This is a genomic window from Streptomyces sp. TS71-3 (assembly GCF_018327685.1).
Classification (GTDB): domain Bacteria; phylum Actinomycetota; class Actinomycetes; order Streptomycetales; family Streptomycetaceae; genus Streptomyces.
The window spans coordinates 3,052,220-3,072,498 of sequence record NZ_BNEL01000001.1 but is presented as its reverse complement, the minus strand read 5'-3'; the positions used below and the strand labels follow the sequence as shown (position 1 = coordinate 3,072,498).

The 20,279-nt window shown below is 71.3% G+C and carries 14 protein-coding genes; 5 read left to right on the top strand and 9 right to left on the bottom strand.

What is annotated here, in order from left to right; genetic code table 11:
* Positions 1 to 83: 83 nt before the first annotated feature.
* The 3 genes from Sm713_RS12415 to Sm713_RS12405 all read right to left on the bottom strand — a co-directional run bounded on the left by Sm713_RS12415 (position 84) and on the right by Sm713_RS12405 (position 3,030).
* Complete coding sequence (locus Sm713_RS12415) at positions 84 to 827, bottom strand: GntR family transcriptional regulator (protein WP_212909688.1); 744 nt, start codon at positions 825 to 827, stop codon at positions 84 to 86.
* A gap of 375 nt (positions 828 to 1,202) precedes the next feature.
* Entirely contained in the window at positions 1,203 to 2,546 is a 1,344-nt protein-coding gene (locus tag Sm713_RS12410; protein ID WP_212909687.1) for a hypothetical protein, read from the bottom strand.
* A 25-nt stretch (positions 2,547 to 2,571) separates the two neighbouring features.
* Positions 2,572 to 3,030, bottom strand: a complete 459-nt coding sequence (locus Sm713_RS12405) for a hypothetical protein (protein WP_212909686.1) — start codon at positions 3,028 to 3,030, stop codon at positions 2,572 to 2,574.
* A 412-nt stretch (positions 3,031 to 3,442) separates the two neighbouring features.
* Between Sm713_RS12405 and fxlM the strand changes: the two genes are divergently transcribed.
* From fxlM to Sm713_RS12380, 5 genes are all read left to right on the top strand, one after another.
* On the top strand, positions 3,443 to 4,678 hold the full coding sequence (fxlM, locus tag Sm713_RS12400) for a methyltransferase, FxLD system (protein WP_212909685.1): 1,236 nt from the start codon (positions 3,443 to 3,445) through the stop codon (positions 4,676 to 4,678).
* Between the two features lie 53 nt (positions 4,679 to 4,731).
* Entirely contained in the window at positions 4,732 to 4,926 is a 195-nt protein-coding gene (locus Sm713_RS12395; protein WP_212909684.1) for an FxLD family lanthipeptide, read from the top strand.
* Positions 4,927 to 5,023: 97 nt separating this feature from the next.
* A complete protein-coding gene (locus tag Sm713_RS12390; protein WP_212909683.1) occupies positions 5,024 to 8,089 on the top strand; it encodes a lantibiotic dehydratase in 3,066 nt (1,021 codons plus the stop codon).
* Positions 8,086 to 9,318, top strand: a complete 1,233-nt coding sequence (locus Sm713_RS12385) for a lanthionine synthetase C family protein (protein WP_212909682.1) — start codon at positions 8,086 to 8,088, stop codon at positions 9,316 to 9,318. The genes Sm713_RS12390 and Sm713_RS12385 overlap by 4 nt, the downstream gene beginning before the upstream one ends.
* Complete coding sequence (locus Sm713_RS12380) at positions 9,300 to 10,298, top strand: thiopeptide-type bacteriocin biosynthesis protein (protein WP_212909681.1); 999 nt, start codon at positions 9,300 to 9,302, stop codon at positions 10,296 to 10,298. The genes Sm713_RS12385 and Sm713_RS12380 overlap by 19 nt, the downstream gene beginning before the upstream one ends.
* Before the next feature lie 468 nt (positions 10,299 to 10,766).
* Here the strand turns inward: Sm713_RS12380 and Sm713_RS12375 are convergent, their stop codons facing one another.
* From Sm713_RS12375 to Sm713_RS12350, 6 genes are all read right to left on the bottom strand, one after another.
* A complete protein-coding gene (locus tag Sm713_RS12375) occupies positions 10,767 to 11,726 on the bottom strand; it encodes a phosphate/phosphite/phosphonate ABC transporter substrate-binding protein (protein ID WP_212909680.1) in 960 nt (319 codons plus the stop codon).
* 317 nt (positions 11,727 to 12,043) lie between these two features.
* The gene (locus tag Sm713_RS12370; protein WP_212909679.1) at positions 12,044 to 14,659 is read right to left on the bottom strand and encodes a hypothetical protein; all 2,616 of its coding nucleotides are present in this window, start codon (positions 14,657 to 14,659) and stop codon (positions 12,044 to 12,046) included.
* Complete coding sequence (locus Sm713_RS12365) at positions 14,656 to 16,161, bottom strand: cytosine permease (RefSeq protein WP_212909678.1); 1,506 nt, start codon at positions 16,159 to 16,161, stop codon at positions 14,656 to 14,658. The genes Sm713_RS12370 and Sm713_RS12365 overlap by 4 nt, the downstream gene beginning before the upstream one ends.
* Before the next feature lie 75 nt (positions 16,162 to 16,236).
* Positions 16,237 to 17,247 carry a LacI family DNA-binding transcriptional regulator gene (locus Sm713_RS12360; protein WP_212909677.1) on the bottom strand — a complete coding sequence of 337 codons (1,011 nt, stop codon included), beginning with the start codon at positions 17,245 to 17,247 and terminating at the stop codon, positions 16,237 to 16,239.
* Positions 17,247 to 18,218 (bottom strand): ribokinase, encoded by a 972-nt coding sequence (locus Sm713_RS12355; RefSeq protein ID WP_212909676.1) that lies wholly within the window; start codon positions 18,216 to 18,218, stop codon positions 17,247 to 17,249. The genes Sm713_RS12360 and Sm713_RS12355 overlap by 1 nt, the downstream gene beginning before the upstream one ends.
* A 270-nt stretch (positions 18,219 to 18,488) precedes the next feature.
* Entirely contained in the window at positions 18,489 to 20,138 is a 1,650-nt protein-coding gene (locus Sm713_RS12350; RefSeq protein WP_212909675.1) for a SpoIIE family protein phosphatase, read from the bottom strand.
* Positions 20,139 to 20,279 lie beyond the last annotated feature (141 nt).

Here is a 20,279-nt window from a genome sequence, read left to right as displayed (position 1 = left end):
CCCGGATGGTCGTGGCGGGGTTTCTGACCGGGTTCACGACGGGTGCGCGGGCCATCCCGCCGCGAGCCCGACCGCCCTGGGCGTCACGCGCCTTCGCCGCCGTCGTCGCAGCGGCGCTGCTCGTCCATCTCGACGATGATGCGAACCGCGTCGGCACGGGTCCACGTGCTGCTGCACATCAGCACCGTGCCGCTCACGGCGTCCCGGCTGACGCTCTCGATGAGCCAGGCGGGCTGGCTGCTCTCCAGGCGCAGCCCCTCCATCACGTCGGCCGGCGGGATGTCGATGCTGACCCGGCACCAGTCGCGCATGGGGCGCGCGTGCGCCATCTGCCGCAGGACACGTTCGATCGAGTCCACGGCGTGCAGGGCGAGGTCCAGGTCGGGCACCGCGTCCACCGGGATCCACTCCTGCACCCGCGAGGCGAGGAGCGCGTCGATGTAGAACTCGCGCACGACCTCGTGGACGAGCTGCCCCGCGGGACATTCGAGGCGGGTCCGCAGGCTCTCCGGAACGGGGATCCGGCGAACCGACTTGACCAGCGCACGGGGCACGGCTCCCGCCGCCGAGACCGTGCTCGACCAGGACGGCGGCACGCTGCGGGAGATGACGTAGTCGATGCGGCGGTTGACGAACGTGCCGGAGCCCTGGACACGGCGGACGACGTAGCGGCGCTCCAGCTCCTGCACGGCCGCGCGTGCCGCGGCGCGGCCGACGCCGAAGCGCTGGGTGATCTCGGCCTCGCTGGCCACTCTCGTTCCCGGGGCGCAGCCGGCGAGTTCGGCGGCCAGTTCCTCGGCTATCTCGACATACCTGGTCGAACTCACATGGAGAACCCTGCGCCGCCCGCTTGTCCGGACAACCGCCTGCCAGCCAACCGGTCCGGCCGCGGAAGTGAACTTCTGCGACAGTTGTTCCGCGACTTCCCCGCGCCCCGCCCGGGGCGCGGGCGGTCACCAACTGTGCAGGGCACGCACTTCGCCCTGAAGGGGCGCGGGGCTGTGTCGATGTGCGGCTCCGCCGCGTGGGCGCGAGCAACCACCCACCGGCCCGCGGCCCGAACACGACAGAACCAGCCCCTTCAGACCGGCGACAACCCGACCCTCTCGTCGTGGCTATCGCGCAGTCCGCCGCGCCCCTGAAAAACGGGCCTACGGCCCGACAGGGGCGCGCCCTCGCCACCGGAACCCCCGCGCCCCCCCTTAGGTGCCGGCCGCCTCGATCAGGTGATCGTCAAGGTCAGCGAACCACGCTTCCTGTCGCCAAGGCCGGAGGCTCGTGCGCGCCCGGCGCAGTCTGATCGAGGCGACACGGCCACCGGTTGCCGAGGTCGCGTCGATGCATCCGTGGAGCAGTTCCACGGCCGCCTCCGGATCGTTGAGGCGAATGCGAGCGAGCGCCTGATCAGTCGAGATGATCGCCCGCTGTACCTGCTCGCGTGGTGCCCGAAGCACCTCGGCCGACCGGGCGAAGTAGTCATGTGCCTTATAAGGGTCACCCACGTGGAGTTCGGTCAGGCCTTCGAATCCTCGTAGGTGGGCTTCCGAGAAAGAGGTTGGCGCCGGATCGCCGTCACGGTCACCCTCCATGTCGTACCGAGCAAGCGTGAGCGCAGCTTGCGCGGGCCGCTCAGAGCCGGCGCGTGCGGCGATTTCCGCTTGTAGGGCGTGCGCTCGTGCCCGGACCATGACGCTCTCGCCGGTGCGGGCGTCACGCACCGCAGCGTCGACCAATTCCTTCGCCGCTCCGACGCCCGGGGTCGAGTAGAGCGTCACCAGGGCGTGGCTCATATGGACGACGGCTCGGCGCCACGGTGCGCCTGCGCCACCTGCTGCGGCGGTGGCCTCGGCGTACAGTCGGCGAGAGGCCTCGTCGTCACGCGTCTCGAATGCCGCTCTTCCGGCAAGGGTGTACGCCTGCGCTGCGACTGCGCCCAGATCCGGGAGCAACGCATCAGGCACGGTCGCTTGGAGCAGGTGACGGCATGATTCGACAATTGGTGCGAGCAGAAGCTGAATGCGCACAAATGGCAGACTGCCGACCTGCCCGTTCACGTCACCAACGGCGATGCGCACGGCGTCCAGCAAGTCTTCGTCAAGCTTTGACGGGTCGGCGAGGGCGGCGGAGAGCACGCGCTGTGTGGAGGGCCCGAGGAGCACGAGCAGTCCGCTGGTGCGATCTGTCGCCGTGCGTACGAGCAGCGTTCGTAGCTCATTGAGGCGCCGCTCGCTCTCGCCGAGGTGCGCGAGCGCGTCAAGCAGCTCGCTGAAATCCGAGCCGAGGCCGAGCGAGGTATGTCCGTGATTATCGGAAGCGTACAGATGTGAGAGCAATAACTGGTAACGCTCACCGGGCAGTTTAGGAGACTTACTTGATTCCCACCGTGCGACGGAACGCTGCACACTCTCCACGCTTGCGTCGAGCGGCTGCCCGAGTTCACCGGCCTGCGTGGTGAGGGCTCGGGCGAGGCCGGCGAGGGACCAGCCGCGGGCGAGCCGTAGCCGTTTGAGTGTGGCAGCACCCACGAGTTCGTCGTGCGCGCTCATGCCCACATCATGCCCGTTCGGGGGTTTACACGGGCACGATCAGCCGCGGTTTTCCCCCGGTGGCCGCGTAGTTGATGGTCTGCCATGTCCCCGAAGTGCCTTGTGGACCTTCGAGTGGGAAGCCGATCGCCATCTGGGCGCGGTCGACCATGTATCTGTTTCGTGCGTGATATGCGGGTGTCCGCAGCTCGGACGCCTTGAGCTCGACGAGCTCGTCGACTCTACTACCGCACCGCTCGATGGCTTGCCGGGCCTCGTCCGGCTGCTGCTCGACCGTGCCTGGAACGACGACGGTGATCCGACTTGACGAATTGCCGGCCAGCCACAGGAGGCAGAGGCTGTCGATGCCCTGAGCGCCGCCGACGTAGAAGTGCGCACCGTCCGTCGCCCACGGCGAGAGGTAGACGAAGAACAGATCGTTGAACCAGTTGAGTTCCCGATGCCCTGTCTTCCTCGTGCCGGTGATCACAGCAGCTAGAGGCACTGATCAACTCCGTGTCATAGGGTGTCGTATCCCGCGACCGCATGCCATGCGGTGGGATCGGGGCATGGACGCGATGACCGCCTCGGCCATTCTGGCTGACCAGCCGTGGAGAACGATGGCTCCCGGGTCGCCTCGGACCACCTGCCGAAGGTGCTGGACATGGCCGGCTAGGACTGGAGTCCTCTCCCCGTCGCGAGCCCTCGCCCCCGTGCGCAGAGGCCCAGGCTGAGGAGACGGCCGACCGCGTGCCCCGGCCGTGCCCCTCGAAGAGGGAAGCGGCCGGCCCACGCAGTGCCCGCCTGCCGGCGGCGACCGGCTGCATCACCCGTTCCCCTGCGCGCCCCGGACCGCACCGGCGCGTTGCAACCGGTGACCGGCCTGCCTCTCGAACACGTACAACCGAAGGAACTCCATGACGAACCTGATCGTCGAGCCCGACGACGCGACCCGCCTGCGGAAGCAGGTGGTGGACGAACTGTGCGCGGATGGCACGATCTCCTCCCCGGAGATCGAGGCGGCCATGCGCAAGGTGCCCCGCCACGCGTTCACCCCCGACACACCACTGGACAAGGCCTACGACACGTACGCCGCCGTGATCACCAAGACGGACGAGCACGGCGTGCAGCTCAGCTCCGTCTCCGCCCCGCAGATCCAGGCCATGATGCTGGAGCAGGCTCGGGTGCGGCCCGGGATGCGGGTGCTGGAGATCGGCTCGGGCGGGCTGAACGCGGCCTACCTCGCCGAACTCGTCGGTGAGGACGGTGACGTCGTCACCGTGGACATCGACTCCGTCGTCACCGACCGCGCGTCCCGGCTCCTGGAAGAGCACGGCTACGACAGGGTCCGCGTGGTCACGGCCGACGCGGCAGAGCCCATCCCCGCCCTCGGCGAGGTCGATGTCGTCATGGTGACCGCGGGGGCCTGGGACATCGCCCCGGCCTGGACCGCCCAGCTCAAGGACGGCGGCCGGCTCGTGGTGCCGCTGCGGATGCGAGGCCTGACCCGGTCGGTCGCTTTCACGCAGATCGCAGGCGAGCACTGCAGCTATCTGGAGAGCGAATCGGCGCTGATCTGCGGCTTCGTCCCGATGCAGGGCTCCACCGGGCACCGGGAAGAACTCCTCCTCGTCAACGGCACCCCGGAGATCGGGCTGCGGTTCGATGACGGCCTGCCGGCCGCACCGCACCGGCTGGACAACGCCGTCACGACACCGCGCCACGAGCTGTGGACCGGCGTCACCATCGGTCTCCAAGAACTTCTCGACACCCTTCAGATGACCATGGCGATCAGCCTGCCGGGCTTCTGCGTCATGGCTGTGGATGACGACCTGGACACGGGCCTGGTCGCCCCGACGAACAAGCGGTTCGCCCTCGCTGCCGTCGAGGACGACTCCTTCGCCTATCTCGTCACCCGCCGCACCGAGGACAACAAGCACGTCGAATACGGCGTGCACGCCCTCGGCCCGAACGCAAAGCAGCTCGCCGACACGATCGCGGACGTCCTTCGCGACTGGCAGACCAACCACCGCGGCGGCCCCAGCCCGGTCATCCGGGTCTATCCGGCCGGCACCCCCGACGACCAGATCACGGCCGACCGGGTCATCGACAAGGTGCACAGCCGGATCTCCCTCTCCTGGCCCCCGGCGTAAAGCACAGGGGCCAGGCCGTCCCGCACCACTCGAAGAAGAGGAAGGGCACCATCATGACGACGAGCGCCATTCTGAACCCGCCCGCCGCCCCGGCGGATGAGGACGACGACTTCGCGCCCCTGGACGTGAAGGTCGTCGTCGCGGAGTACCCGCACGGCAAGCTCATGTGCACCACGGGCGACGGCTGCGGCACCACCTGCGCGACCGGCTCCTCCGCCTGCAACTCCTTCGTGGAGGACCCCGCCTGATCTGGCCCCGGCTGGTGGGCCGGACAGAGCACCCCGTCCGGCCCACCAGCCGACTCCTTCCCCCTGCCTCCCGCGCGCCGCCTGAAGGAAGGGCCTTATGGCTTCCCGAGCAGTAGCCGACTACGAGTGGCTGGGCACCGCGATGCTGCGCGCCACCACCAGCCCCGGGCCGGCAGACGTACCCCGCACCCTCAACCTGGACGACGTGGCCGTCACCCGGCGATGGCTGAACCGCATCTGGCAGCGCGAAGACTTCCGCCACGCGCTGGAGCTGGCCACCCCCGTCCTCTCCGACGCCATCGAGTCCGTCATCCAGGGCCAGCAGGCCGAGCCCCGTCACGTTCGCCGTACCGCGCTGTCAACGGTCTCCTACCTCCTGCGGTGGCAGCACCGCCCGACCCCGCTCGGACTGTTCGCCGGCACCGCACCCCTGGCCGTCGGGCCACGGGCGAGCGTGCGATGGCGCGACAAGCACCACGCGACGATCCGCCCGGACGCCGAATGGGTCACCGACATGGTCCTGCGGCTCCAGCGCAGCGCCTCGTTGCTGAAGCGGTTACCGCTCGTCGCCAACAACGCCGCTCGCACCCGTGGTAACCGGCTCGTTGCGCCGGGCCCGCCCTCCGACGGCCACGCCCTCCTCCTGCCCCCCGTCGAGATATCCGTCCGCAACTCCCGGCCGGTGGCCGCCGCGATGAACGCGACCCGAGCGCCCCTCCCTTACGGCGACCTCCAGGCCCACCTGCGCGACAGCTTCCCGCAGGCCACCCCGGAGAAGATCGACGCTCTCCTCATGGGCCTGGTCGAGCAGCAGTTCCTGATCAGCAGCCTGTGGGCGCCCGCGACCACCGTGGACGCCTTCCAGCACCTGTGCCGCGAACTGGACCGGCACCACGCGGACAGCGTCCCGGACGTGCGCGACCTCGTCCACGCGCTGTACGCGGTGCGCGAAGACGTATCCTCCCACCGGCCGAGGCTCTTCGACACCAGCGTGAACACGGTCGCCGCGCGGATGCGCGCCCTCACCTCCGTCACCCCGACACCGCTGCTCATCGACACCGTCCTCGACTGCGAGACACAGCTCCCGCAGTCCGTGATCACGGAAGTGCAAGCAGCCGTCACGGCCCTCTACCGGACCACTCCGCAGCCCTATGGCTACCAGCACTGGCGCGATTACCACCGCCGGTTCCGGGCCCGGTACGGCGTCGGCGCCCTGGTGCCGGTGATGGACCTGGTCGCCGACAGCGGCCTCGGCCTGCCCGCCGGCTACCTCGGCTCCGAGCGCGGCACCGCCCCGAAGCTGCTCACCGACCGCGACGAACTCCTGCTCGCCCTGGTGCAGGAAGCCCTCATGGACAGCCGCGACGAACTCCGGCTGACGGACGCGACAGTCGAGGCCCTGGAGAAGGCCGCCGGAAGTGACGAGCGGTTGTTCGTACCCCGGGTGGAGGCCGCCTTCGAGGTCCACTCGCCCAGCACCACGGCTCTGGCGCGCGGCTCCTTCGACGTGGTGTTGACCGCGGTGCCGCGGCCCGGGAGCAGCATGGCCGGCCGGTTCGCCCACCTCCTGCCGCCCGAGCAACAGGACGCGCTCGCCACCACATACCAGGGCGCCCCGGACGCCCTCCTCACGCAGCTCGCGTTCCCGCCGCGCCGCCGCCGCAGCGAGAACGTCACCCGTACACAGCGGTTGCTGCCGAACGTCATCGAGCTGTCCGGCCATCGCGAGGCGGACGGGGCAACGATCCAGCTCACCGACACCGCCGTCACCGCGGACTCGCGCAGCTTCCACCTCCTACAGCTCTCCACCGGCCGGCGCATCGACGTGCGCGTCCTGCACGCCCTGGAAGGCGGGACCCAGACCCCGCCGCTGGCCCGCTTCCTCGCCGAGGTGGCCCACGCGCGGTACGCCGCCTACAAGCCATTCGACTTCGGCGCCGGCTCCCGGCTCCCGTTCCTGCCGCGGGTGCGCTACCGCCGCACCCTCCTCACCCAGGCCCGATGGCTGCTGATGGCCGACGAGCTGCCCGGCCGCAGAGCCCCGATGGAGCAGTGGGAGCACGCCTTCGCCGCCTGGCGAGACCGGCTGCGGGCCCCGATGCGGGTCGCCGTGATCGAGTACGACCAGCGCCTTCCCCTCGACCTGTCCCACCCGGTCCACCGTCGGGTGCTCCGCGCGCACCTCGACAACATCCGGCGCCTGGAGCTGCGAGAGGTCCCGGACGGCGACGCCCACGGCTGGATCGGGCGCGCACACGAAATCTGGCTCGCCCTCGGTCGGCCCCAGCCCGAGACCGCCGACGTGCCCCGCCCGCGCCCCGTACCACCGGCCGCCACGAAGCGGCATCTTCCCGGCGCCGGCGACATCCTCCACGCACAGCTCCACGCCCATCCGCGCCGCTACGACGAGATCCTGAGCCGGCACCTGCCCAGCCTCCTGGCCGCGTTCGGCGAGAACGCGCCGACCTGGTGGTTCACCCGGCACCGGGAGATGGCCCGCCCGGACGCCGACCAGCATCTCGACCTCACACTGCACCTGCCTTCGGGCACGTACGGCACCGGGGTCGAGCACACCCGTGCCTGGACGGACGGTCTTCACGGGCTCGGCCTGGCCTCCGGGCTGCTCCTGGCTCCCTACCGGCCGCAGACCGGGCGCTTCGGCCACGAGGCGGCCATGGACGCCGCCCACCAGGTATTCGCCGCGGACTCCTCCGCCGCGCTCGTACAGATCCAGCTCGCCGAGCGGACCGACGTCTTCGCCCCGCAGGCCCTCGCCGCGGCCAGCGCACTGGACCTCGTCACCCACCTCGCCCCGAGCGTCATCAAGGCCGAGGAGTGGTTGGTGCGCAACCTCCCCCAGGGCACGGGGCGCCTGGACCGGGCGTTACGGAACCAGGTACTCGAACTCACGGCTCCCGACGGCTTATCCGTCCTCGCGGCTCTTCCCGGCGGCTTCCAGGTCGCCGATGCGTGGCGGGCCCGCGCCGCAGCCCTGATCACCTACCGGAACACCCTGACCCGGGAGCGCCACCCGCTCGCCGTCGCTCGTACTCTGCTGCACCAGCATCACGTCCGGGCACTGGGCGTGAGCCCGAGCGCCGAGGCGACCACGCTACGGCTCGTACGGACAGCGGCCCTCCAGCACCAAGCGGCGAGCCGATGACCGCGCCGGCCGCCACCGCCGGGGCGATCCTGGAGCAGTACGCCGCCGGCCTGGCAACACCTGCCCCGCCTCCCCCGAACGAGCCTTGGGCGGTGCAGTCCCTCGCAGACGGCGCCGCCGGGATCAGCCTGCTGCACGTCGAGATGGCCAGCCGGTTCGGCGGCTCATGGCGCCCGGCCCACCGGTGGATCACCACGGCCGCCGGCGGGCACATCAGCGCGGCCGACACCACCGGGCTGTTCCTCGGCGCCCCGGCCGTCGGCTTCCTCCTCGCCACCGTTCCCCAGCCCTTCCAACACCTCTACGCCCCGGCGCGCCAAACCCTCCACCAGCACATCACCGACCTCGCCCACCGCCGCACCGAAGCCGCGCTCGCCCGTATCAGCAGCCGCGTCCTGCCCACCTTCGCCGAGTACGACATCTGCTACGGCCTCACCGGCATCGGCGCATACCTCCTGCGCACCGACCCCGAAGGGCCGGCCCTGGAACGAATCCTGCGGTACCTCGTCACCCTGACCCGCCCCCTCACCGCCGGAGACCGCGACCTGCCCGGATGGTGGGTACACCACGACCCGGCCCGTGGCCGATCCGCCGACTTCCCCGGAGGCCACGGCAACGTCGGCGCCGCGCACGGCATCACCGGCCCGCTCCTCCTCCTGGCCCAGGCGATGCGCCGCGGCATTATGGTCAGCGGCCACCGAGAAGCCATCTGGACCATCTGCGAACACCTCGACGCCTGGTGCCGGCACGGACCCGCCGGCCCCTGGTGGCCCGAGCACCTCTCGCGCGGCGACCTCGACCGCGGGCGCCCCCACCACGACGCCCCCACCCGCCCGAGCTGGTGCTACGGAACAACGGGCATCGCACGCGCCGGGCAACTCGCCGGGCTCGCTCTGCGCGCCCCCGACCTCCAGGCGTTCTACGAGGACGCCCTGTACCGGGCCCTGACCGACCCCGAACAACTCGCCCAGGTCACCGATACCGGCTTGTGCCACGGCTGGGCAGGCATCTACCAGACCGCCGTCCGCTCCGCCGCCGACGCCCTCGACCTCCGCCTCCCGACCCTCCCGAGCCGCCTCGGCAACACCCTCGCCGCGCACGCCCGGCCCGGCGGCCTCCCGGCAACCGGACTGATCAACGGCGACGCCGGCACCGCGCTCGCCCTCACCACCTTCGTCTCGCAGCAGGCGCCGACCAACGGATGGGACGCATGTCTCTTGATCGACTGATCCAGGCCGATCCCAGCCCGGCACAACGCGCGGTCCTCGCCGTCCTCACCGGCCTGCCGATCACCGACTCCGCACACCAACACGGGATGGACCCGGTGACCCTGTCCGACGCCGTCGCGGTCTACCACCAAGCCGGCGGGGAAGCCCTGGCACGCCACGCCTCCGCCACCGACTGGTGGCAGGCCTGTCTCCACTTCACCGACTGGGCAAACGCCGACGCCACCTTCACCACGCACGTCCTGCCCATCCTGCGAGAAGCGGAGGCCGCGGGAACCATCAGCGGCTGGTGGTACACCAGAAAGCACCCCTGCTGGCGCCTGCGCCTTCACCTGCAACCACAGATCGGGACAGAGCTGGTCGGCGACGGCCTCGACCGTCTTGTTGCAGCCGGGCACCTACAACGCTGGTGGCCCGGCATCTACGAACCGGAGACGGCCGCGTTCGGAGGTGAGGCCGGCATGACGGCCGCCCACGCCCTGTTCATCACCGACAGCCGTGAAGCCCAACGATTGCGGCAGCGCGACCTGGCCGTGGGGCCGCGTGAGCTGTCCGTCCTCCTGTGCACGATCATGATGCGCGCGGCGGGGCTGGAATGGTACGAGCAAGGGGACGTCTGGCACCGCGTCATCACGAGCGAACACCGCTCGGCACTCGGCAATGTTCCGGCGGACCGCCTGAGCTCCCGGGCCCAGGAGATCCGGCCCCTCCTCTTCGCCGACAGCGACGACCTGCTGCGCCCTGGCGGCCCGTTGGAGCAGGTCGCTGAATGGGCCGCCGCCTTCCACCACACGGGCCAGACCCTCGGCCACGCCGTCCAGTCCGGGACCCTCGACCGTGGGTTGAGACAGGTACTCGGCTACCACGTGATCTTCCACTGGAACCGACTCGGATTGTCCATGCGAGGCCAGAGCGTGTTGGCCTGGGCGGCCAGGGCGGCGATCCTGCACAACGGCCCTGCCGGGCCGCTTCAGCCCCGGTAGGGGCGCGGGCGGTCACCAACTGTGCAGGGCACGCACTTCGCCCTGAAGGGGCGCGGGGCTGTGTCGATGTGCGGCTCCGCCGCGTGGGCGCGAGCAACCACCCACCGGCCCGCGGCCCGAACACGACAGAACCAGCCCCTTCAGACCGGCGACGACCCGACACTCTCGTCGTGGCTGGTCGCGCAGTCCGCCGCGCCCCTTGAAAACGGGCCTGCGGCCCGACAAGGGCACCGCCCTCGCTACCGGTACGCCCGGTACCCCCAAGGGGCGCGGGGAACTGCGCGAGAACCACCCGCCCACCGGTGGTCCGGAGACGACAGAACCAGCCCCCTCGGGACGGTGACGACCCGACGTCCCCCACTGCCTGAAGGGCGTGGGAGGTGCCCCCAGTCGTGGCTGGTCACGCACGGGGCGACGTGCGCCGCCTGCGCACCCCACGGTCACGGATCCGTCGGCCGGGCCGTCCGCTCAGGACGTCACGCACTGCTTGTCCTTGGTGACCTCGCAGACGTCCCGGACACCGTCGTAGAAGGAGTCCGTCACCTTCGCGTAGCCCCAGTCCCCGGAGTCGTCGACCTCGCACTTGCTGCCCGTGCAGTAGCCGTGCGCCTTCAGGTAGTCGACGTTGGCCATCTTCTGGTAGACGTCGGAGATCTGCTGCTTCAGCTTGGGGTCGAGGCTGTCGCTGATCGCCACCGGGGAGCCCGGGATGAGGGGCGACTTCCACACGGTGGTGATCTCGCCCTTCTTGATCTGGCCCTTCTCGACCAGCTGCTTGTCGACCATGGTGTCGTAGGCGAACCCGGCATCGCACTGGCCGCTCTTCACCGCGAGAACGGAGGCGTCGTGGCCGCCGGCCATCACGGAGGTGATGCCCTTCGCCGGGTCGACCCCGGCCTTGAGCAGGCCGGCGTGCGGGTAGAGGTAGCCGGAGGTCGAGTTCGGGTCGACGAAGCAGACCTTCTTGCCCTTGAACCCCCGCAGATCGTGAATGGTCGATCCGGATTTGACGATGCCGTAGGACTTGTAGCCCGGCAGCGCGCCCTTGGTCTGGACCGATGCCGCGACCGGAGTCGTCTTCACACCGGAACTCTTCGCCTGCACATAGGAGAAAGGACCGTACTGGGCAATGTCGATCTTCCCGGCCCGCTGCCCCTCGATGACCGCCGCGTAATTGGTGGCCTTCTGGAACTGGATTTTCTTCCCGGTCTCCTTCTCCAGAAGCTTGATGACGGTCTGGTAGGAGGACTGGAGGTCCGTGGAATTCTCGGCCGGCACCGCGGCCAGGACCAGGGTGTCCTTGCCACTCCCCCCGGACGTGGAGGCGGAGGAATTCGAGTCGGCACTCTGACCGCAGGCGGCCAGGGCGAGTACGGAGGCCGCACCGATCGTGAGAAGGCCGAAGGCGCGCCGGATCCTGGGGAACATTGCTAAGATCTCCTCTACGCCCCTGAAAAGCGGCATTTGAGTAGGCTCTGGTGCGATCCAGGCTGGGACCGAGCCATGCCGGAGCAGAGAAGACGTGGTTACGGGCGGCCGAATTCGTCGGGGCGCTTGCGCACACCCGACCGGACGAGTTCCGACCCTCGGGTGCGAATCCGTTCCGTGGCGTTCCATGGAAATGAACGGCCGCCGCCCCGGATGAACTCCGCGTGAATGGCCCAGGGCGGTGGCGGCGGCGTTTGCTGCGATGTGCCCATGTGGAAGAGGAGCCGGAACGGCAGGGAACGTCGCGCGGCGAGCCCTCACCCCAGATGCGGCCGCAGCCTCGGAGGCGAGAGCAGCCCGCTGGGGTCCGGCGGGCCCTGCCGATGGCTGCTGCCGGCGTAGTAGGCGTTGGCCGCCGTAGACGCCACCCTGATCCGCAGCAGGTTGGGGCCCTCCCGCAGCACGTCGGGGCCGAAGGCGGCACGGAACGGCCCCCACCCCCAGCGGCCGACCGGGTGCCCGTTGATCTCGGCCTCCGCGCTCGCCCCGACACCGTCGAGCAGCAGCTCCCACCGGGGCCACGCCGCCTCCGCCGCCGTCAGCACGACCTCCGTGCGGTACTCCCCGATCCCGGAGAAGGCCTCCTCGCCCTGCCGCTCCCACCCCCGGTACACGTCCACGGGTCCCACCCGGTCGCCGGCGGCGAGGGTCCATTCCCGGTCGAGCACCCGGGTGGCCGGAACGGGGTGCGGGCCGGGGGCCACGTGCACACAGACCAGCTCCCCCGGATCGAGCGTGAGGACCAGTTCTCCGGGGACCTCGTAGGGCTCTCCGATCGTGCCGTCCGCGGTGTTCCAGACGGTGACCCGCGCGGGCAGCCCCGTCGGCCTGACGGAGACGGTGCGCCGCCCCGGGTCGTCGTTGAACAGCGCGACCCTGGTGCCCGTGGCGTCCCGGCCGCGGCGCGACCACACCGTGCCCTCGGCCTCCACACGGGTGTGGCCGGCCAGGGCGGCACCGAGGCGGGCGTCCGCCTCCGCGCCGGTGGGGAGGTCCGGCCAGTAAGCCCCGGCCCCGCGCTCCGGCGCCAGCAGCGCGCGCATCCGGTCGAGCACCCGCCCGCTGAGCCCGGTGCGCTGGGTGGCCGCCGGCAGCGGTCCCGAGGCGAGGACGCTGCCGCCCCGGGCGGCGAACTCATCGATGGCGTCGACCGTCGTCTCACCGGCGACGACGGACGCCCCGGGCAGGATCAGTACCGTGAACCGCTCGGGCAGCCGCCCGCCCAGCAGGTCGCGCTCGTCCACCAGGCTGAAGTCGTAGCCGCGCCGGGCCAGGTGCTCCGCCCAGAACGCCAGGTGCTCCCCGTACGGGTGTCCCGGGCCGCCGGCCCAGCTGGTCCGCAGCGGGTAGAGCAGGGCGATCTCGTCCATCGGACGGGTCTCGTCGAGGAATTCGGAGAGCCGTCCCGACTCCTCGGCGAAGGCCCGGTGGTGGACGAACCAGGGCTCGAAGTTGACGCCGGGCGGGAAGTCGAAGCGCGGGTTGGTGAAGACCTCGTCGCGCTCGTCGCCGTCCGCCAGCCAGAACGCGTGCGTCAGCAGCTGCCGCATGCCGAGCAGGTGGTGCCGTACGGTCTGCTCCCGCAGCTGGCCCAGGGTGAGTTCCCAGCGTCCGGCGGCGAAGTGCGAACCGTGCTCGGTGCGGGCGAAGTACTGCTCGACCAGGCAGCCCGAGCGCCCGTGGGAGCGGGCCATGGAGTCGCCGAACTTGGCGCTGATCTGCGGGTGCTCGTTGCGGGCGTCGACCGCCGTCAGGTCCCGGTGGGCGTCCAGGCCGAAGTAGTCGGTGCCGAAGTTCACCCGGGGGTCGTCGGTGATGATCGTGCTGGTGGGGTCCCAGGACGAGACGTAGCCGAGGACCTCGTGGCCGGACAGCGCCACGCCGTGCGCCCGGCACCACGCCGACAGCGTCCCGAAGAAGGCGTCGATGCCCACCGCCGCGTACCGCTCGAAGAAGTCGCAGCGCCAGGCCGCGGTGAGCGGTCCCACGTCACGGGCGAGCGCCAGCAGCACCCTGCGGTCGGCGGGGACGACGGACGGCGCGTACATCAGCGACGAGCCGACGTGCCCCGAGCGGCCCCGCCAGTCGAAGAAGCAGCCGTGCGGCTGGTCGAAGAACACGTAGCGGACCGTGCTGCCCAGATGGTCGCCGAGCGCCGCCGCGTACGGCTCGTAGCCGACGTCGAGGAACCGCTCGGCGGCCCCGGGCAGCAGGTAGTTGATCATCCGGCTGGAGGCGCACCGGGCGGCGGCGAAGACGGTCAGGGCCGACTGCCCCCGCAGCGCCTCGGCGGCGACGCGGACCCGGCAGCCGGAGGTGCCGGCCTCCACCAGGACGGCGTCCGCGGTGACGTCCATGATCGACTCCGGGCCGTCGACCACGCCGTCGGGGTGGGCCAGCGCGGCGACGATCTCCCACTCGTCCCAGCGGATCGCGCCGTCCTCGAACACCCAGTTCCTGCCGGGGTCCAGGAGGTAGTCGACGTCCGTGGCCCGGATCCCGTCCACGGCGCACTCGGCGAACGCGCCCTCGGGCCGGGCGGTGACGGAGAACATGTGCCGCTCGCGCAGGTCGTCCCGGCCCGCGACGGTCCGGCCGCCGGCGTGCCCGGAGAGCCAGTTGTACTCGTCGTAGAGCCCCATCATCAGGCCCCGCGAGGCGGCCTCGTCGGCGACGGTCCGGCATGCGGCGAGGTACTCCTCGCCGAGGTACTCCTCCCGTGGGAAGGAGAGCCGGGTCTGGATCTGGAACGAGCCGAACCCGGCGGCGGCCAGCGCGTCGAGCTGGTCGCGGATCTCCTCGCGGGTCGGGATCCGCTGCCAGAACCAGTACGTGGCCGGGGCGTGCCACTCGTCGGGCCGCGCGAAGCTCATGCCACCCCCTCCAGGTCGCGGCTCGTCTCGGCACGTCGCGCCGGGCCCTTCGGGTCGAGCTTCAGCACGAAGGTCAGGAGGGCGTAGAGGGCGGCGCCGACCGCCATCGCGACGAGGACGCCGACGTTGGTGGTGCCGATGACGCCCTTCTTCTGGCCGTCGGTCAACAGGAAGCCGACGACCCTGGCGATGTTCGGGTCGGAGGAGGTGACGAGGCCGAGGCCGACCACCGTCGCGGCCACCAGCGACACCAGCGCGGTCCAGCGCCCGGAGCTGCCGCCCCGCCCGGCCGGCATGGCCAGGTCCGTCGGCCAGCCGAGCCGGCGCTGCCGGATGAAGTCGAGGAGCTGGATGCCGCCCATCGTGCCCATCACCACGGCGATCAGCGCGAGGAACGCCTGGAAGGTGGCGAGGAAGGAGTCGGAGACGAACAGCAGGTAGAAGGCGCCCGCCGAGATGACCACCATGTTGATGACCGTGGTGCCCGCCCGGGAGACGGGCACGCCGAAGGCCAGCAGCGCGAGGCCGGACGAGTAGAGGCCGGTGATGGCCGCGGCGATCAGCGAGATCACCACGACGATGCTGAACGGCACGAAGAACCAGAACGGCAGCAGGTCCGTGAGCGCGCCGACCGGGTCGTCGGCCGCCGCGGAGCCGAGCTTCGGGTCGCCGGCCGCCAGCAGCACGCCGAGGACCAGCAGCACGGCCACCGGGAGCGTGATGCCGCCCGCGGTCCAGCCGACCACACCGCGCGCGCCGGTGCGGCGCGGCAGGTAGCGGGCGAAGTCGCCGCCGTAGTTGAGGAATCCGAGGCCGACCAGGGTCATCGCGAGGACGGTCCCGCCGACGAACTCGGCGAACGAGCCGTTCGGGGTGTGCCCGATCCGGCTCCAGTGGATGTGCGGCACGATCATGCCGATGAAGACCACCGTCATCACGGCGGTGAGCCAGGCGATCCACTTCTCCACCTTCAGGATCACCTGGTGGCCGAAGACCGCCACGGTGACCGTGAGGAGCAGCACGACGACGAACCACATCACCACCGCGGGCACGCTCTCGTGCCCCTCGCCGTCCGCGAAGGCGCCGGGCCACAGGCGGGCGAAGAGCTTGGCGCCGGTCGTGGAGGCCAGCGTGATGATGGTGACCTTCCAGCCGACGTTCGACAGGTAGGCGAAGAACGTCGGGAACTTGTTGCCGTGGAACCCGAAGGCGAACCGCGTCTGGGTCAGCGTCGGCAGTCCCGTGCGCGGCCCGCCGACGGCGAGGATGCCGACGAGGACCGACGAGATCACGTACCCGAGGACGCCGGCGAGGGCGGCCTGCCACGCGCTCAGCCCGACACCGTAGACGTAGATGCCGTAGCTCACCCCGAGGATGGAGATGTTCCAGGAGAACCACACCGCGAAGAGCCCGCGCGGGGTGCCGTGGCGCTCGCCGTCCGGTACCGGGTTCACACCATTCTGCTCGACCGCCGCCGCGGCCGGTTTCTGGTCCTGCGTCATGAGCGGCCTCCCAAGGCTGCGGTGACTTGCTGACGTGGGTTCGGGGGGTGTGGTCTCACGTGGTGCACGGGTGCCTCACCTGAGCCCCGGGTCGGCCGCGCATCCGCACGACCTGCGGACGGCGAGCGTGAAGTCGAGCAGCACGTGCTCGGGGGCCGCCGAGGCGAGCAGGTCCAGGGCGCGCTGGGCGGCGGCCTTGACGGGCTGCTCGACGACGGACATGGCGGGGTCGGAGTAGGCGCTGCGGCGGGTGCCGTCGAAGCCGAAGACGGCGAGGTCGCCGGGGACGGTGAGGCCGAGGCGGTGGGCCACGGCGAGCAGCCCCTCCGTCTGCGAGTCGCTGCTGACGAAGACGGCGTCCGGTGCCGCCGTGGTGAGCAGGGCGCGTCCGGCCCTGACCCCGCCTTCCACGGAGAAGTCGTCGACGTGGACGAGCGCCGGGTCGGGCGCGATGCCGGACTCCTCAAGCGCGGTCCGCCAGCCCGCCAGCCGGTCCGCGGCGTTGCGCTGGTCGCCGGGGCCCGCGACGCACGCGATGCGGCGGTGCCCGTGCTCGATCAGGTGCCGGGTGGCGGCGCCCGCGGCGGCGGCGTTGTCGATGCCGACGAAGGAGTGGCCGGAGCCGTCCAGCGGCCGGTCGAGGACCACCGCGGGGACCCCCGCGTCGGTCACCGTCCGCAGCGAGGAGCCGCGCCGTGCCCCGATGAAGACGATGCCCTCGACCTGCTGGTCGAGGAAGCGGCGCAGGTAGGCCGTCTCGCGCTCGTCGTCGCCGCCGGAGTCGCCTATCAGCAGCACCTTGCCCTGCTCGAACGCGCTGTCCTGGACGGCCTGGGCGAACTCGGCGAAGAACGGGTTGGAGATGTCCGGCACGAGCATCGCCACCGTCTGCGTCTCCTGGGTCCGCAGGGCCCGTGCCACGGCGTTGGGGCGGTAGTCGAGCTCCTCGATGGCCGCGACGACCCGCTCCCGGGTGGCCGCGGCCACGGGGCGCGGCCCGTCGTTGACGACGTAGCTGACGACGGCCGTGGAGGTGCCCGCCAGGCGTGCCACGTCCGCGCGCGTGGGCGGCTTCCCGGTGCGCATCAGGCGCCCTGGGCCGGTGAGGGCACCCGTACGGCCGCTCCTGCCGCGCCCGCGACCCGTACGGAGCGCGAGGCGGCGGCCACGCCGTGCGCGACGGCGCCGGCCAGGTCCTCGCCGGCGGCGAGGCGGGCGGCGAGGACTCCGACGAAGGCGTCCCCGGCCCCGGTCGCGTCGACCACCTCGACCGCCTCGGGGACGGGCAGGTGCACCGGCGGCGTCCGCTCCCCGGCGACGACGGCGCCGTCCGCCCCCAGGGTGATCACCGCGTTCCGCGCGCTGCCCGCGAGCAGCCGCACCGCGTCCAGCGCGGCCGGCACGCCGGGCGGGGCGGCGGCGGAGAGCACCTGCCCGGCCTCGGTGGCGTTGACCACGAGCACGTCGACCCGCTGGAGCACCGGGCGGGGCACGGCGATGTAGGGGGCGAGGTTGAGCACGGTCAGCCGGGGCCCGAGGCGCACGGCCTCCACCACGGCGTCGACGGGGATCTCGCCCTGGACGACGACCACGTCCGCCGCCGCGACCGCGGTGGCCTCCTCGCGCACGCGGTCCGCGCCGGTCGCCGCGTTGGCGCCCGGGACCACCACGATCTGGTTCTCGCCCCGGTGGTCCACCGTGATCAGGGCGGTGCCGGTGGCCAGGCCGGGCGCCCGGTGTATCGGGGCGGTGCCGACCCCGGCCGCCGCGAGGGCCCGCAGCAGCTCGGTGCCGTGGGCGTCGTCGCCGACGGTGGCCAGCAGCCGGGTGCGCGCGCCGGCCCCCGCGGCCGCGACGGCCTGGTTGGCGCCCTTGCCGCCGAGGCCGGTGAGCAGGTGGTCGCCGAGGACCGTCTCGCCGGGGGCGGGGAACCGCTCGGTGCGCACCGTCAGGTCGCGGTTGACCGAGCCGATCACCAGAACGTCGCCGACGTCGCCGTTGCGGGAATCGCGGCTGCCGAGGTCGCGAGAGCCGCCGCCATCGCCGTTGCCAGGCATGATCCGATCCATTCTACTCGTGTTGTCTATTCGTGTTGTCTATTCGTGTAGATATCGGATCGGAGACTGTTCGGGCACTGATCACGGCAGGAGACGCGCAGGTCACGCCGTCGGGCGGCGCTCAGAGGTACGCGGCGCGCCGCGTCCCGTTCGGCGGGAGTCAACCTGTTGGGGGACTCTCCCCCCTCCGGGTGCGGCGCGTCAAGACTTTCCGGAACTTCTGATTCCGTCGGGCTTGACCGGCCGCGCGCACGGCCGCTCCCCCGGGTCTCACGCGGCTCCGGCGCCCCGCTCGGGAAGTGCCGCCAGGAGCAGGGCCACGTCGTCCTCCTGCATCCGCCGGCCCGCGACGCCCTCGATGATGTGCTCGGCCAGCTCGCCCAGGTCGCCGGGGCCGTTCCGGAGGAGCTCCCCCACCTGCCGCTCACCCGTGTCGAGATCGGAGTCGCGGTTCTCCAGCAGCCCGTCGGTGCAGAGCAGGAGCGTGTCGCCGCGCTTCATGCGGTAGCGGGTCATCGGGCACGTGGTGTCGTCGTCGTGGGGAACGCCGAGCGGGACGCCGCCCTGGACCGCGATGCGGCTGACGCTCCGGTCGGCGTGCCGCACCAGCGGCTCCGGGTGGCCCGCCCTGACGATCAGGGCGTTGCCGGAGTCGGGGTCGAGGGTGACGCAGATGCACGTCGCGAGGCGCTCGGTGTCCAGGTCCCCGAGGAACGCGGAGGCGCGCGCCATGACCGTGGAAGGGGAGTGCCCCTCCGAGGCGAACGCGCGCAGCGCCGTGCGGAGTTGGCCCATGACGGCGGAGGCGTCGATGTCGTGCCCCTCGACGTCTCCGACCACCAGCCCGATGTGCCCGTTCGGCAGGGCCACGACGTCGTACCAGTCGCCCCCGATCTTCCGCCTGTCGCTGGCCGGCCGGTAGCGGACCACCGTCGTCACGCCCGCCACCTCCGGGATGCGTGCGGGGAGCATCGCCTGCTGGAGGCCGATGGCGACGGCGTGCTCCTCGTCGTACAGCCGGGCGCGTTCGAGGGACTGCGCCACGGCCGCGCCGAGGGCGAGGAGGAGGTTGCGCTCCTCCGGCGTGAAGCCGGTCCTGCCCTGGTAGACCAGGGTCAGGGCACCGGTCGACCGGCCCTGGGCGACCAGGGGCATGATCGCGACGGACGTGACGTCCGTGGGGTCGATGTAGGGCCGGAGCGCCGGGTAATCGGCCAGAAGCTCCGACCGGAGCAGGAAGAGCGGCCGCTGCGAGCGGACCGCCTCCGGGATGGGCAGGGCGTCCTGCACGTGGAGCAACGCGAAGTCGTCGAACAGCTCCCCGGGCAGGCCCTTCGTGGCCAGCAGCCGGCTCTCGTCCTCCCTGACCATGCTGAGGGCCACGCCGGAGGCGCCGACGACACTGAGGATCTCCTCGCTGGTGAGCGCCGTCAGCACGTCCTCGAAGGTCAGGGCGTGGGCGAGCGCGGTCGTGGTCACGTAGACCACGTCGCTCTGGTGCCTGCGGCCGGTGGCCAGACTCGCCCGGTCGGTGGCCCCCTGGAGCTCGGCCGTGACGTCCCTGAGGAAGCCGACGAGCCGCCGGGCCGCACCCGAGCCGTCACGCAGCACATGGACTTGGGCGTACGCCCACCGGTCGGCCTTGCCGGTGGCGGACAGGAGCTGGAAGTGGAAGCCGTGGTCGGACCGGCCGGGGGCCTGGCCGGCGATCAGCTGCCGGATCCTGCGGATCTCGCCCGGGAGGACCCGCTCGGACAGCGTCGCGATCCGCCCGTCGAACGTGGACGGTTCCAGGTTGAGGATCCGCAGGGCTCCCGGATCGAGGAAGGCCCGCCCCGAGGGCAGATCGCACAGGAAGCCGCCCATGCCGTCCAGAGCCATGACCTCGGGAAGCTCCGCCCGCAGATCCGCTTCGAGCATATGGGGAGACGGTTCCCGCTCGGGCGGAGCGCGGGGATCACTACGCGCCATACCGGATACACGCCCTGTGTCTGGGGGATGCACTTGCCCTCGTTTTCAGTCTATGGCGTGAGCGGAGCGCTCACGGCGCGGAGCCGGCTG

Excerpts from the sequence above, each read along its gene's own strand:
- Sm713_RS12410 (WP_212909687.1), bottom strand. The coding sequence starts at position 2,546 with ATGAGCGCGCACGACGAACTCGTGGGTGCTGCCACACTCAAACGGCTA.
- fxlM (WP_212909685.1), top strand. The coding sequence starts at position 3,443 with ATGACGAACCTGATCGTCGAGCCCGACGACGCGACCCGCCTGCGGAAG.
- Sm713_RS12395 (WP_212909684.1), top strand. The coding sequence starts at position 4,732 with ATGACGACGAGCGCCATTCTGAACCCGCCCGCCGCCCCGGCGGATGAG.
- Sm713_RS12390 (WP_212909683.1), top strand. The coding sequence starts at position 5,024 with ATGGCTTCCCGAGCAGTAGCCGACTACGAGTGGCTGGGCACCGCGATG.
- Sm713_RS12385 (WP_212909682.1), top strand. The coding sequence starts at position 8,086 with ATGACCGCGCCGGCCGCCACCGCCGGGGCGATCCTGGAGCAGTACGCC.
- Sm713_RS12380 (WP_212909681.1), top strand. The coding sequence starts at position 9,300 with ATGTCTCTTGATCGACTGATCCAGGCCGATCCCAGCCCGGCACAACGC.
- Sm713_RS12375 (WP_212909680.1), bottom strand. The coding sequence starts at position 11,726 with ATGTTCCCCAGGATCCGGCGCGCCTTCGGCCTTCTCACGATCGGTGCG.
- Sm713_RS12370 (WP_212909679.1), bottom strand. The coding sequence starts at position 14,659 with ATGAGCTTCGCGCGGCCCGACGAGTGGCACGCCCCGGCCACGTACTGG.
- Sm713_RS12365 (WP_212909678.1), bottom strand. The coding sequence starts at position 16,161 with ATGACGCAGGACCAGAAACCGGCCGCGGCGGCGGTCGAGCAGAATGGT.
- Sm713_RS12360 (WP_212909677.1), bottom strand. The coding sequence starts at position 17,247 with ATGCGCACCGGGAAGCCGCCCACGCGCGCGGACGTGGCACGCCTGGCG.
- Sm713_RS12355 (WP_212909676.1), bottom strand. The coding sequence starts at position 18,218 with ATGCCTGGCAACGGCGATGGCGGCGGCTCTCGCGACCTCGGCAGCCGC.
- Sm713_RS12350 (WP_212909675.1), bottom strand. The coding sequence starts at position 20,138 with ATGCTCGAAGCGGATCTGCGGGCGGAGCTTCCCGAGGTCATGGCTCTG.